Origin of the sequence: Paenibacillus sp. Cedars (assembly GCF_003184205.1) — a bacterium.
Taxonomy (GTDB): domain Bacteria; phylum Bacillota; class Bacilli; order Paenibacillales; family Paenibacillaceae; genus Paenibacillus_AQ; species Paenibacillus_AQ glucanolyticus.
In genome coordinates, this window is sequence record NZ_CP020866.1 from 1,461,466 (window position 1) to 1,476,013 (window position 14,548).

The following is a 14,548-nucleotide window of genomic DNA, read 5'->3' on the forward strand; positions in this document are numbered from 1 at the left end:
GACAAAACCAAATGAAGTCAGGGGGAGACACGCATGAAAAAAAAGAAAGCGCTAGCACTATGGTTGGCCGCAATATTTATGGTTTCTGTGATCGCGGGCTGTTCCGGTGGAGGCGATTCCGGCGGCGAGAGCGGATCGGCGAGCGGAGAGAACGGCGGCGGGGATAAGCTCCCGGTCCGGTATTTGCTTCCGGGCTCCGCGCCGCAGGGCTTGGAAGCAGCGGTCCAAGCGATTAACGAGAAGCTTGAGGCCGATGGCCTGAACCTCACGTATGAACCGACATACATCGCGTGGGACGTATGGGATCAGAAGACCAATCTTATGATGTCGACGGGCGAGGAATTTGAGCTGATCGCGATCATGCATGATACAAAAGGACCGACGGTTCTTGCCGGCAGCGGCGGGATCATTCCGATCGACGATCTGCTGGATCAATACGGCAGCGAGCTGAAAGCTTCCATGCCGGACTGGATCTGGGAATCGTCCAAAATAAACGGCAAGATTACTTACGTGCCGAACTTCTGGGCGGATACCGCTTATAATGACGGCATGTTCACGATTCGGACCGATCTGCTCGAAGCGAATGGTTTGCAGGCTCCAACATCCCCGGAGGAGCTGCTGGATGCGGCGGAGACGCTGCAGAAGAACTGGCCGCAGGACAACAAGAACGTGTATATCAAAATGCTGGAGGAGCCTGCCTACTTCCTGCATACAACGTACGACACGTATCCTTTTACGGTGGCGGACAACATGATCTACATCGATCAGCAGGGGAATGTGAAGTCCTGGTTTGAGACCGAGGAATTCAAAAAAGACGTGCAGTTCATGAATGAGGCGTACCAGCGTGGACTGATCATGAGCGATCTGCTCACGACACCATCGGAGGTTATTAACCAGGAGGAGCTGGTCGGACGTTATCTGTATCGTCCGGGAGACGTTGGCGTGAGCGACACGATCCGTCAGTCGTTTCCGGAAGCCAAGCTGGATATTTATTATTTGGCTGAACAGCCGAAATTCAGATCCTACGCGATCCGCAATTCCAACGGAATCTCGGCTACGTCTCCGCACCCGGAGGCCGGTGTTCAATTCTTGAATTGGGTGTACAGCAGCCAGGAGAACATGGACCTTGTCCAAAGCGGTGTGAAGGATGTGCATTGGAAGGATACCGGAAAGAATACGAAGGATTATCTTGCGAAGAACGAGAACGGTTCCCCAGCTTATGAGCTTCCGTACTGGCTGCTCGGTCATGTGGAGATGAATCGTTATCCAACAAATACGGATCCTGCACGACTGGAGCGGCGGACATCGATTTCCGACGATGCCGTAAATAGCATCACGATCGGTTTCACCTTCGACCCGACAAACGTCGCTTCCCAGTACGCGAATTGTATTGCCGAGTTGAAGACCAGCGTCTATCCTGTGATGCACGGGGTCGTGAAATACGAGGATGCCTACGATAAAATGCTGGCTGCGATGAAGTCAGCCGGTCTCAATGAGGTCGTGGCGGAATATAAACGGCAATTCGATGAGTGGAGAGCCGGTCAATCGTAAATACAGTCGCAATAGGCGCAGTGCAACATCATATAACCGGGCAATCCCTGCCCCGGCCTTAGTGCCGGAGAGGGATTGCTTTTTTTGTGCATAAACCAATTATAAAGCAGGCTGCGAGGGGAGGCTTGGCGGAAGCAGGTGTTCAGACGTTACCCGCAGCCCCGCCCCATAGCTTCAATTTCCCGATATTGGCCAATTTCAAAGTTTTCTCTCAAAAGTAAAGTGTTCAAGACAGGAATTCCCGAGCTAGAGTAAAGGTCAGACGAAGCCTGGAGGCTTCTCGCAGGACAAATAGACGACAATTACGATCGGGGCTGTCCGCATAACAAGAGCTGGGGCAGCATAAGGAGGACGTTGTTCATGACCAAGCAAGCACAAGCCATCCGGAAGGGCTGGCAATGGTTTACGGAAAGCCGGTACGGCATGTTTATTCATTTCGGACCTTATGCCCAATATGGGCGAGGCGAGCAGGTTCTGTTCCGGGAGCATTTGGACCAGGCGGAATACGTAAGGAAAGCCTGCGAGTGGAATCCGGAATTTTTTGACGCCGAGCTGTGGGCGTACACGGCACGCAAGGCGGGTATGAAATATGCCTGCTTGACGACTCGTCACCATGACGGATACTGCTTGTGGGACACGGAGACGACGGATTATTCGAGCGCGAAGCAGGCGCCGGGCAGGGATCTGGTCCGCGAATTCACCGATGCATTCCGTGCCCAGGGACTTCGGGTCGGCTTGTATTATTCCTGGATCGATTGGCGCATCCCGGCTTACTTCGACGGACCGGAGAAGAATCCGGAGGGCTGGGAAACGATGAAGCGGTATTTGCATGCCCAGGTAGAGGAGCTGGTCACGAAATACGGGCGCATCGATCATTTCTTTTTTGACGGGGTCTGGCCGCGAACGGCGGAGGACCTTGAGAGCATCAAGCTGGTCGAGCGGATGAAGTCGATTCAGCCGGATATTCTGGTCAACAACCGCCTGGGTCTGTCCGAGGAGGAGAAGCTGCATGCGGACGGTGGCGGCGGATCGGGTGATTCGGAGGTGCTAGGCGACTTCGGCTCCCCGGAGCATGTCATCGTCCCGGATCAGAAGCGTCTGTGGGAATCCAACCAGGTGACAACGTGGCGGCTGTGGGGTTACACGAACGGCGAACGATGGCGTCCTGCCGATGTCCTGCTCGACATGCTGTGCGAATGCGCGGAGAAAGGCGGAGCTGCTGGAGGGAATTTGCTGCTTAATGTTGGGCCGCAGCCTGACGGGCAGCTTCCTCCGGCATTCGTGGAGCGGGCGCTGAAGATCGGCGAATGGCTGGATGTTCACGGGGAGGCCATCTACGGCTCCGACGGCGGGAACCTTACAGAGTTCATTTCCTACGGGCGGCAGACGCTGAAAGGCAACCAGCTGTTTCTCATTATTCGTTTCTGGGACGGCCGTCCGATGCTGAGGCTGGCGGATTTGGTGACACCGGTATCCCGGGTTACGCTGCTGACGACGGGACAGGAGTTGTCGTTCCGGCAGGAGGGCGATGTGCTGTATATCGAAGGGCTGCCGCGGGAACGTCCGACCGAGTTGTTCCCGGTTATCCGTATCGAATGCGAGAGCCGGCCGCAGACCAATCAATGGGGCTTGGAGCGCCTCTGGACCGGCGATCCTTCCCGAATCGCCGACTGGGCCAGGACGCGAGGGACATCCGTTTATGTCGATGGTCAGCCTAGAGCGAGAAAGGAGTAGTCCATGAGAACGCTGGTATTTTACGATGAACATTTTCCTTATGAAGGCGAGCGCCCGTCCGAGAAGGCGCTGGAACAATTGCGAGGATGGGGGGAGGTTGCTGATGCTGCGGCTGTAGGAGAGCGGCTGGCGGAAGGCGGCTGGGACGTGCTCCTGCATCTGCATGGACCGTACTTTCCGAAAGCGGCATGGACGACCATCGAGGCATATCTGAAGACCGGTGGAGGTTTAGTGCATGCGGGTGGTGTGCCTTTCCGCAGACCTGTTCGAGAGCTGGACGGAGCCTGGCATATCGAACGCGAACAGTTGGCTTATCATCAGCGAATGGATATCCACGATGTGCTGAAGGTCGATGTGTCGCGCGTCCAGGGGCTGAAGACCTCCGCCGAGTATCCAATCCTGCAGGGGCGCGGGGATCTGTTCGGCATCGAGCCGACCTGGGGCTTGACGCTGCATCCGACCAAAGCAAGTGATATTCCGTCCGAGATGGGGGCAGGCGGTCCGATGGACGCCGTTATCTCACCGCTGCTGACAGGTGTGGATTGGGATCAGCGCGAGCGGTCTGCTCCGATTGTCATGTTAGAGCAGCATAAAGGTGATTTCGCAGGCGGGCGCTGGATTCTGATCAACCAGCAGCTGCGGGCTTCGTTCTGGGAGACGGAAGGGCTTGACGTTCTGAAAGATTTGGCCGAATACGCTGGAATGGGCGTTACGGAGCTGTGGCTGAAGCCGAATTATGCTTCCTACGAGCCGGGCGAGGAGATGCGATTGACGGTTCAGCTTCAGGCTCTGTCCAGAACGTCCGTCCCGGCATCAAGCTGGCATTTTGCGGTTTGCGTCATGAAGAAAGACAACGGAGAGATTGTCTGGACCGGGCACGCGAGCTCGGAAGCCGGTATGGAGCAGCGAGATCTGCAGCAGCTTCACTTGTCTGTGCCGGTAAGGCTGGAAGCGGGCCTATACCGGATCGTGTGCGAAGCTGAGTCCGAGTCCGGGGAGCGTCGCTGCCTGACCCAAGCGGTCTGGGGTGTTGACCGTCCTCTGCTGCAAGCTGGGGAAAGGCTGGAATGCGGGCGCGATTACTTCCGCCGCGGAGGCCGATCTGTTCCGATCGTTGGGATGACATATATGACCTCCGACGTCGCGCGGAAATTTCTCCATCTGCCAAACGTTCAGCGGTGGGATGCGGATATGGCGGAGATGAAGAGGGCAGGGATCAATCTGATCCGGACAGGCATTTGGACAGGATACCGAATGATCATGTTTGCCGACGGCCATGCGACTGAGGACGTGATGCGGGCGATCGATGCCTTTATTCTGACCGCCAAGCGACATGAGCTGGAAGTGACATTTACCTTCTTCTCCTTCGCTCCAGAGGCTTGGGAAGGCGTGAATCCGTATCTGGATCCGCGATCGGTGGAAGCACAGAAACGCTTCATTGCTTCTATCGTAGGGCGTCACAGGGGAACGACCAACGTGCATTGGGACTTGATCAATGAGCCTTCGCTGTTCGATCCGAAGCGGATCTTCGAGGGGCCGGTATCGATAGGGGACCGGTTCGAACGACAAGCCTGGTCCGAGTGGCTGAGGCAGCGCCATGGGAATGATCTCTCGCTGCTTCAGGAGCGCTGGAACATGACGCCGGGTGAACTACCGTCATTCGACTCCGCACCGACGCCGAGTCCTGACGATAAGCTGTTCAACAGCGTGCTGCAGCCGAAGAAGTGGGGGCCGTGGCTTGACTTCACGCTGTTTACCATGGATATGCACAACCGGTGGGCATCTGAGCTCATCGGCACTATTCGCCGCTCCGATCCCCGTCAGCTGGTGACGGTCGGGCAGGATGAAGGCATCTGCTCCCAGCGCCCGTCGCCGTCGTTCTACGGCCCTGTCGTTGATTACACTACGGTCCACTCCTGGTGGCAGAACGATCACCTGGCGTGGGACGGCATCTTTACCAAGACGCCGGACAAGCCAAATCTGGTCCAGGAGACCGGCATCATGCACGTGCAGCGTCCGGACGGCGTCGCCAAGCGGACGGAGGAGGAGCTGCGCAGCATCCTGGAACGCAAGTATGCCTATGCGTTTTCGACCGGAGGCGCGGGGGCCGTGCAGTGGATATGGAATATTAATTACTTCATGGATAACGCCAATGAATCCAATATCGGGGCGCTTCGGGCGGATGGAACGCAGAAGCCCGAGGCCGATGTGTCCTATGACTTCGGCAGCTTCATGAAGGAAGCATCCGTCCTGTTTGACGATGAGCGGCAGCTTGAAGATATCGTCGTCGTTTACCCGTACTCGAATGATTTTTCCAGCAGGAAGCTGGCATACGAAGCGACAACGAGGGCCATGCGCACGCTAACGTTCGGGATGAATGTCCATCCACGCGGTATCGGCGAATACCAGTTGGAAGACCTGAAGCGCTATCCGGCCAAGCTCATCATCGTGCCAAGCGCGCACAACTTCGACGATGAAGCGTTTGCCATGCTCCTTGAGCTGGCAAGGGAGGGCAGTACCGTCCTGTGGACCGGACCGCTGCGCACCGATGCTTATTGGGGGGAGGCACTGCATCGCCTGCAGGCAGAGATCGGCGAGACCGTCCAGGCTAACGTGCTTCGGGAAGAAATGCTGGAGCTGGCGGGCGAGCGGTTTGCCGTTTCATATGGTGAGCGGAAGATCAATGCGCTGGCAGTGGATCGTCCGCTGGGTCGGTTGGATGGAGCGCTGGAGCCCTTCACGGTAACCTTGGGCAAGGGACGATTTATCTGGTGTCCGCTCCCGGTTGAAATGAATGAGCGCTGGGAACCGATCCAGGCTCTGTATGCGGAAGCCCTTCGCTCCGCGGCCATTTTGCCCGAGCTGGAATGGCTGAAGGGGGGCGAGCTCCCGGGGATATATGGCCGCAAGCTGGCGTTCGGACAAGGAAGCCTCTATGTCTTTGTCTCCGAGCACGCGGCAAGCGCAGAAATCGAAGTAAGAGACCCGGTTTCCGGGACGGGTTACGCCTTCGTGTTGGAACGGGAGCGAACGGTCATGTTCATGACCGATGCGGAGGGACAGGTGCGAACGGTATACCGGCCGGAGGAGGTTCATATTTGGCAGAGCCCATCGTCCAGACCTTGAGTCGTACGCCCTTCCTCAACAGGCAGGAAGAGGGCTCGATGGAATTCGACTTAGGTACTGCGCGGTGATGCAGCTTTACTGAAGGACACGTTGAGGGAGGTTTTCTCGGCTGATGAATCAGATCGAGAAGCCTCTTTTTTCGTATCGGGGAACATATTATAGGGCAACCCCCACTGTGGTTTTGCGGGTGACGGTGGAAGGGAAATCGGTCAGCTGAAGTGCTGAACGATCACAAAAAGGATTACCGGAACCCATGGAGAATACGCTTATACGGGCGGTTCCATGCTCATATCGAAGGAAAATTCGGGTTTATTAGACGGAATCGAGTGTTGTTATCTGCATCGTAAATTGCTGAGCGGTCGATATCAAGAGTAAGCGAGGAGTGATATGAATGAACGAACAATTCCTTCAATTATACGACTATAACGTTTGGGCGAATGATAGAGTATTGGAACATCTTCAATCATTGCCGGACGACGTGTTCTTTGAAGAAGTGAATGTAGGCTTCAAATCCATTGCGGAAGTTGTCGGCCATCTTGCAGCCGCGGATGAAGTTTGGTTTGCCCGGATCAAGGAAGAAGTTTCTCCTGCCCTAGTCTCGAAATCATTTGCTAGCATTGAGGCAGCTCGTCATTATATGAGCCAGACCCAGACACAGAACCGCGAATACTTGGCATCGGTTCACGATATGGGAAAGCACGTGACGTATAACAAGCATCAGAATTCGATTTCGGAGATTGTTCAACAGGTCGTAAACCATGGAACCTACCATAGAGGCAATATCACCACGATTCTTCGGCATTTGGGACACAAGGGGATATTAACGGATTACATTGCCTTTTTATGGGCGAGGGCGTAATTCCATTATTGCAGTCTAAATAAAGGGACTCCCTGTTACATGACAGACTTTTATGTGGCTGGCGTTCAAGCAGGACCTGAATGTTATGTTAATATAGTTGAAGTATGATGGAATTGAAAGGATGGTTAACATGATTCAATCGATTGTCCATATCGCATTGGTCGTGAAGGATTATGATGAGGCCATAGCCTTTTACACCGGAAAGCTGAACTTTACCTTGGTTGAAGATACCTATCAGCCTGAACAAGACAAACGCTGGGTGGTCGTAGCTCCTCCTGGGTCAGTTGGCACTACGATATTGCTTGCCAAAGCGTCCAAGCCTGGACAAGAGTCTTTTATCGGAAATCAGTCTGGAGGCAGAGTATTCCTGTTCTTGAATACGGATGATTTTTGGAGAGATTATCATGAAATGGTATCGAGAGGTATCGAGTTTGTGAGAGAACCCAAAGAGCAGGATTACGGCATGGTGGCTGTGTTCAAGGATTTATACGGGAATATGTGGGATTTGTTGGAGCTGAAAGAGAATCATCCATTGATGAAACGGATGAAGTAAGCCAAAATACATAGATTGTATGTCTAAGAAACGTACAGGAGGGGACTCACAGCATGTCCAACATTCTGAATGTGATTGTCATTGCAGCTCACCCGGATGAGCCTGAAATTTACGCGGGGGCCATTTCGGCTTTATATGCAGAAATGGGCCACAGGGTGAAGTTTGTTACGTTAACGGATGGATGCTGCGGTCATCATGAGATGTGCGGAGAAGAACTAATCGCTCGCCGCAAACAAGAAGCGGATGAAGCGGCGAAGCATCTTGGCGTCTTGGAATATGTCGTACTGCCCATTCCGGATGGGGAGTTGATGCCGACACCGGAAGTACGCAAGGAAGTGATTCGTCAAATTCGGGGCTGGGAGGCGGATATCGTCATTACCTTCCATCCAGATGGGCCGGGTCATGTGGACAACCGAAACGCAGGGAAAATCGTACGGGATGCGGCAGATTTTGTGGCAAAGGTGCCCAATGCGGTACCGGAAGTGCCGTCCTTGAAGAAATCCCCGATATTCTTGCTGATGCCGGACTATGCGGCAAGGGCAGCCTATTCACCGGATATCGTCATTGATGCGGGAAGCGTGATCGAGAAGAAATTGCGGGCCTGTGACGCGCATGCTTCCCAATTCTATGAATTTGCTCCATGGCAAGGCGATTTCTTGCATGAAGTACCAGATAATTGGGAAGAGAAGCGGACGTTCATTCTGAAGTATTGGGATCGTTTCCTGCGTGTGTCCGATGAAGTGCTGCCAACGCTTTCGAAGCTGTATGGTCAAGATTACGCAGCAAGCGTTCGATATGCAGAGCCGTTCGAAATTGCGAATTATGGCAGAAGACCGAATGAAGATGAAATGAAGACCTTGTTTCCTATGTTAACAACGAGTGCACGCATGTGATCTAATTCAAGATAGGCAGGAATACAAAGAGCGGATTCCTCTCAAAGGAAATCCGCTTTCTTTTATGATCGAGCAATCCAACATATGCATTTGGCCATCTCTACTAGACTTTTTCTATAGGTGTTTCTACAGCAGGACAAAACCCGGGGTTCGTCGAACATAAGAGCTCGGCAAATTGCGGTTGGAGTTTGGTTAGTTCAGCAAAATAACTTCCAATTACATGATTGGCGCTAACCGAACCATTCTGGAAGTTGAGCGGGTTGTGGGTGTGGACATGACTGTAATAATATTTTTTTTCCCGTTTTGGCACCTTGTAGATATGCGGGGGTGCATGTGTCACAACGTCGAACAGGTTGGCGATGCGGAAGCTGCTCCGAACGTACTTCGTATAGGCCATAGCAAAATCGGGATCGCCTACACGGGGTGACCCATATGTAAACACATGGGGGGTAGTGTGGTCCGTGTTGGCGGCAATATCTACAGCACACAGCGTCGCAAGTGCTCCGCCAAGACTGTGGCCTGTGATATACAAGGTCTTGTCATGAGGCAGCCTGTTAAGCGCGGACATAATCTGGCCTCGGGTGGAGGCGTAGATGTTGGTGAAGCCGCGATGCGTGAGAGAGGGCTCTTTAATATATTTGAAGTTTTTTTGGGAAGCGATGGCATCTGAGATCCAATCTGTTGTGGAGAGAGTCCCCCGAAAGGCAATAATAATCTCATCCGGAGATTCAAGGATAAACCCGAAGCGTTCCGCCACGCCGATTAAGGAGTTCGCTTCAATGGTGTCGTGGAGCGAGTAACGCAGCGGCAGGACAAATGAGCCATCCGTATTGGTGAATTGTGTATAGGTCTGTCCACAGATGGCTGCCAGGAAAATGGCCCACTGTTCTTGTTCCATGCTTGTACCCATGCATATCCCGCCCTTCTGTTCTCCTACACTATATTAGGGAGCGGAGGGAATGGTGCCTAGATGCTCCAAAATGGCGAGTTACACCTCGATCCAAAGGGAATTTGCCGGATTTATTACTCAGAAGGTTTTGGAACAGGCAACTTATATGGTACGATTCAAGAGACATTCATAGGACGACCGATGTATAAGCATATGTGCGCCTTCAGATTGTACTTAATGATCACTAGAGAGAGCAGGGTTATATAGAATGACAGACAATACTCAACAACGCTTCCGTTTCAGCGAAGCGCCCATCTGGGATTTACAACGGACTTATTATGAAGAGCTGGGGATGAAAGCCTGGAATAATGACCAGGTCCCGCAGTATATTACGAGCAACCCCATGATTGCAACGGCTTACGCCGAAGTTATATTCGGATTCCTTCGGGACCGGGCCAATCAAGGGGATATGACCGAGCCCGTTACCATTTTGGAGCTAGGGGCCGGAGCGGGGCGGCTCGGATACCATATCCTGCATAAGCTGTGCGAGCTGAGAGATTATGCAGGAATTGCGCTGCCCCCTTTTCGTTATGTCATGACCGATCTGCCGCAGAAAAATGTCTCCGCTTGGAACCAACATCCTGCGATGCAGACTTATATCGAGCAGGGACTGCTGGATTTCGCAAGGTTTGATGCCGTGCATGACAAGGAATTGAATTTGGTGGTATCGAAGACAACGATCCGACCCGGGGACCTGAAGCAGCCGCTGCTGATTATTGCTAACTATTTCTTTGACGGCATTCCGCAAGAGCTGATTTACGTGGGGGAAGGGAAGATTTTTGAGAGCGATGTTGTCATCGACTTTCCGGAGCAGTATGAGAAGCTTAAGCCGTCTGAAGCGCTGGAGCGAATGAAGCTGGCTTTCGAGCACCGGCGGGCACCCAAATATGAAGAGGAAACCTATCCGTATCGCGATGTGATTGCCCATTACCAGCAAGAGCTGGAGGATTCCCATATCCTGTTTCCGGAGGTGGGGTTGAACTGCCTGGAGCGACTGAATCAGTTGTCAACGTCAGGGTTTCTGCTCCTTACGGCAGATAAGGGAGATCATCGCCTCGAGAACTGGAAATTTGCAGAACCGCCGCAATTGATTTACCATGGCAGCTTCTCGTTAACAACGAACTATCATGCCTTGCAGCATGTGTTCGAGCAAAGAGGCGCGGAGGCGATATTCCCCACCCAGCATTATAAAAATATTAACATCGGCTGCATACTCATGCTGGAAGAGCCAACGACATATGCTAATACTCGGCTGGCTTACCGCCAGTTTATCGAACGCTTCGGACCTGATGAGTTCTTCCTCTTGAAGGAATGGATCGATCGGAATATTGAAAGCATGGGGATTCAGCAGATTTTGTCCTTTTGGCGTTTGGGTGGTTATGACGCAGAGTTCTTCATCCAGAGCGCCAAGCGCATCTCGAATCTGCTGCCGGAAGCCAATGATGAAGAAATGCTGGATATCCGTAAGGGCATATACATCATGTGGTCATCGTACTACGTGATGGAGCAGCGTTATGACCTGGCTCTGGATGCGGGGCTGGTGCTCTTTGAGATGGATATGTACGAGGATGCGATGTTCTTCCTGAAAGAATCCGTTGAAACGGATGAAGATGAACCTGTGCCCACGGTTTTATATTGTCTCGCAATCTGCTGTTACGAGCTTGAACTCGACGAAGAGGCACTGGAATACACGCGCCAGGCGCTCGTTCTGGAGCCGGATCATGAAGAGGCATTAGCTTTGTTGAAATGCTTTGAGTAAATTCAGGAAAAGAATAGAAATAGCACACTCGACCCGGCCCAGAGAATTTCGCAGCCGGGTTGTGCTGCGTAAACCAGTCTGAGCTGGCAGATCAATTAGTACAGATAGCATCTGCGAAGATTGAAGTAGTGGAGTATAATGAATAAGGCATGGATAACAAAATGATGCTGACAGAAATAATACTCACAGAAATAATACAATGATAGGTGAAAACAATGAGAATAGCTTTTTTTGATTCAGGGTTAGGCGGATTAACCGTGTTGTCAGCGGCGATGAGGGAGCTGCCGCAGGAGGACTTTTTATTTTTTGCCGATACCCTGCACGTTCCTTACGGTACCAAAGCCAAGGAGGACGTCAAATCCTACATACATGATGCCATAAAAACCATTATGCAGGAAGAAGTCAAGGCCATTGTGATTGCGTGCAACACGGCTACAAGCATGGCGATATCCGAGCTTAGGAGGACTTATCCTATTCCGATTATTGGTATGGAGCCTGCCGTAAAACCAGCTGTAGAAATCAATCGGTCCAGCGGCAAGCGAATCCTGGTGTTTGCCACCCCATTAACACTAAGGGAATCGAAGTATCGGGATCTGGTCAGACGAGTTGATAGCATGCATATCGTGGACTCCTTGCCTCTGCCAGAGCTGGTGGAATACTGCGAAGCTTTGAATTTTGACCAAAAAATCATGAATGCTTACTTTACCGAGAAGCTTGACGGCTTCGATCTGAACGAGTATGGGACCGTGGTGCTGGGCTGCACCCACTACCCTTTTTACAAGAAGATCTTATCGGATCTGTTGCCTGAACACATCCAAATTATAGACGGCAGTACAGGAACCGTGAACAGGCTGATCCAAGTCTTGCGTGCGAATGATCTGCTCAGCTCCAGCGGTACGCAGGATGTCAGGCTATTAAATTCGAGCCAATCGATGGAGTACGCAGAGAAGATGGAGAAAGCACTGAGCATATACAGGGAAATAGAGAATAGGCAACAGGGATATCCAGAGAGGAATTGAACCCGCTCGCAGCGTCCTCAGTGGCTATTGACCAAAACAACGAATAAAATATGACTGACTACCCATGACCCGACCTAGGATAAGCTTTATTCTTAAGGCCGGGTTGTGTCGTATGGAGGGAGTTAGAATGGATCGTATGCAGCGTTCACTGGATGAGCTAAACGTCCGATTCCAAGAGATGAAGGATAATGAGCCCAGACGATGACCTCAGCAACCGGATATTCGTTTTCTTGAGGCGGCAGATGAAGACGAACAGAAGCCGAGCGAGAGAAGAACAGAAGTTTAAGATGCATTTGCAGCATATTAGAACGGGAGACAGCAATCTATGATAAAATATAATATTTGTTTTGTTCGACGTGGTCATGAGATTTTACTATTAAATCGGGATTACGCGCCATGGATGGGGTGCTGGAATGGAGTAGGGGGCAAGCTGGAGGGCAATGAAACGCCCAGGGAATCGATGATTCGTGAGCTGTATGAGGAGACTCAGATTCAGGAATGCAACTTAACATTCAAAGGTCTTATCACTTGGACAGCAGATGGCAAAAATCCGGGTGGGATGTACCTTTATGTCGCGGACATACCTGAGGATTACAGCTATGTTACTCCGATTAAAACGGACGAGGGGATATTGGATTGGAAGTTCACGGAATGGATTTTGTCCAAAGGGAATGTTGGAATCGCTGCCAATATTCCGGCATCACTCGAAACGATCTTGCATGATCCGAATTGTTACGAACATCATTGCATATATAAAGATAGTAAATTATGGAAACATGTATCGACTGTGATTAGTGAATTGGTTGAAACGAATGAGAAACAGCGAGCCTCGTTATTTGAGAAGTACCTACATACATCACACGGTCCGATTTATCGGTAAGAGGACCATCTAACTGAAGCTGAACAAATCATGAGCTGAATAATTAGTTGGTGATATGTTACAGGGCCGATTAAATTGAATCTGGATCGAAAATAAATTCATGGAGATATAAACATGAGGTATACATTACTGAAAAACAGTTTCGTTCCCGTATCATTTGGATTGCTGCTTGCAGCGATCTGGGTGCCGATTGGCATCATAACGTACATGAATACGTTGGCTGCAAGCATGACTCTAAAATACATCGTGCATTTTTTACTTGGACTTCCCTTGATTGTGGTCATATTTGGGCTTATTCTACTTAGAAAAAAATCCGCATATCACATATTTTCGATTTCATATTTGATCGTAACCTTCTTGATTACGGTGCTTATTCCCATAATTGCAGAGTCTTAAGTTTGAATGAGGGAGGGAATGCAGTTGGACACATTGCTTTTCAAGTCTTATATTCAGGAGATTTTTGGATCGTTGCTGGATGATTTTGAAGAAGATGACGAGTATGGCTTTCATCAATTTTCATCGGGTTCCTATAAAAGAATCGGCTATGCAACAAACATAACGCCAGAGATCGTCCAACAAGCCGCTGTACATAAGGTTGATCTGATCATCACGCATCATGATGCGTGGAGTTTTGTGTATGGAATGAAAGAACGCTGCCTGGAGTTACTGAGGGAACATGGCATCGCCCATTTTTATGTTCACCTCCCTCTGGACTATGCTGAGTTTGGAACCTGCAATTCGTTACTGCTTGAGCTTGGGGTAGAGCGTATTGTTCAACCATCCCGTCATGTGGAGGGTGACAGTTCGGTAGGCATTGGGCAGCTCAAGTCCCCGACCACGATGGAAAAGCTCGTAGAAACCATGTCCTCTGTGCTAGGTGAGAACGTGTTCTATCAGAAGAACAGCGAAAAAGCGATTCAGAGAATCGGCATGGTAACGGGGGCAGGCAACGGCACCAATCAATTGAGAGAGGCTTTGAGCCATAACTGTGACGTTTACATTACCGGTGAAAAAACGCTCTATACCGTTCAATACGCCAGGTTTATCGGATTGAATATCATCGTGGGCAGTCATACCTTCACCGAAATTTTCGGTGTGCGTTCATTGGCGCAGAAACTTCAGGAAAGGTTCCGGGACATTGAAGTTATACAGCTTACCGAGGAGCATATTGAGGTTGTACATACTTAAAATGATGTCTATTAAACACGTTCCATCCAGTGGCTGA

12 protein-coding genes are annotated in these 14,548 nt (G+C 51.2%); 11 read left to right on the top strand and 1 reads right to left on the bottom strand.

Annotation, left to right across the window (positions count from 1 at the left end):
• The first annotated feature begins 33 nt into the window (after positions 1–33).
• The 6 genes from B9D94_RS08430 (at position 34) to B9D94_RS08455 (ending at position 8,716) form a co-directional block, all read left to right on the top strand.
• Positions 34–1,551 (top strand): DUF3502 domain-containing protein, encoded by a 1,518-nt coding sequence (locus B9D94_RS08430; RefSeq protein ID WP_063480171.1) that lies wholly within the window; start codon positions 34–36, stop codon positions 1,549–1,551.
• Between the two features lie 360 nt (positions 1,552–1,911).
• The gene (locus tag B9D94_RS08435) at positions 1,912–3,285 is read left to right on the top strand and encodes an alpha-L-fucosidase (RefSeq protein ID WP_148246809.1); all 1,374 of its coding nucleotides are present in this window, start codon (positions 1,912–1,914) and stop codon (positions 3,283–3,285) included.
• Positions 3,286–3,288: 3 nt separating this feature from the next.
• On the top strand, positions 3,289–6,411 hold the full coding sequence (locus B9D94_RS08440; RefSeq protein ID WP_148246810.1) for a glycoside hydrolase 5 family protein: 3,123 nt from the start codon (positions 3,289–3,291) through the stop codon (positions 6,409–6,411).
• Between the two features lie 391 nt (positions 6,412–6,802).
• Positions 6,803–7,270 carry a DinB family protein gene (locus B9D94_RS08445; protein WP_148246811.1) on the top strand — a complete coding sequence of 156 codons (468 nt, stop codon included), beginning with the start codon at positions 6,803–6,805 and terminating at the stop codon, positions 7,268–7,270.
• Positions 7,271–7,400: 130 nt separating this feature from the next.
• Positions 7,401–7,823 (top strand): VOC family protein, encoded by a 423-nt coding sequence (locus tag B9D94_RS08450; RefSeq protein WP_148246812.1) that lies wholly within the window; start codon positions 7,401–7,403, stop codon positions 7,821–7,823.
• Positions 7,824–7,876: 53 nt separating this feature from the next.
• The gene (locus B9D94_RS08455) at positions 7,877–8,716 is read left to right on the top strand and encodes a PIG-L deacetylase family protein (protein ID WP_148246813.1); all 840 of its coding nucleotides are present in this window, start codon (positions 7,877–7,879) and stop codon (positions 8,714–8,716) included.
• 103 nt (positions 8,717–8,819) lie between these two features.
• Here B9D94_RS08455 and B9D94_RS08460 read toward each other — a convergent pair whose 3' ends face one another.
• Entirely contained in the window at positions 8,820–9,626 is an 807-nt protein-coding gene (locus tag B9D94_RS08460) for a lipase family protein (RefSeq protein ID WP_063480167.1), read from the bottom strand.
• A 247-nt stretch (positions 9,627–9,873) separates the two neighbouring features.
• Between B9D94_RS08460 and B9D94_RS08465 the strand changes: the two genes are divergently transcribed.
• The 5 genes from B9D94_RS08465 (at position 9,874) to B9D94_RS08485 (ending at position 14,511) form a co-directional block, all read left to right on the top strand.
• Positions 9,874–11,424, top strand: a complete 1,551-nt coding sequence (locus tag B9D94_RS08465; RefSeq protein WP_063480166.1) for an SAM-dependent methyltransferase — start codon at positions 9,874–9,876, stop codon at positions 11,422–11,424.
• Positions 11,425–11,639: 215 nt separating this feature from the next.
• Positions 11,640–12,443 carry a glutamate racemase gene (murI, locus tag B9D94_RS08470; protein WP_148246814.1) on the top strand — a complete coding sequence of 268 codons (804 nt, stop codon included), beginning with the start codon at positions 11,640–11,642 and terminating at the stop codon, positions 12,441–12,443.
• A gap of 325 nt (positions 12,444–12,768) precedes the next feature.
• Entirely contained in the window at positions 12,769–13,323 is a 555-nt protein-coding gene (locus tag B9D94_RS08475; protein WP_148246815.1) for an NUDIX hydrolase, read from the top strand.
• 114 nt (positions 13,324–13,437) lie between these two features.
• On the top strand, positions 13,438–13,719 hold the full coding sequence (locus B9D94_RS08480; protein ID WP_148246816.1) for a hypothetical protein: 282 nt from the start codon (positions 13,438–13,440) through the stop codon (positions 13,717–13,719).
• 18 nt (positions 13,720–13,737) lie between these two features.
• Positions 13,738–14,511: a Nif3-like dinuclear metal center hexameric protein gene (locus B9D94_RS08485; protein ID WP_253806120.1), complete on the top strand. Its 774-nt coding sequence runs from the start codon at positions 13,738–13,740 to the stop codon at positions 14,509–14,511.
• Positions 14,512–14,548 lie beyond the last annotated feature (37 nt).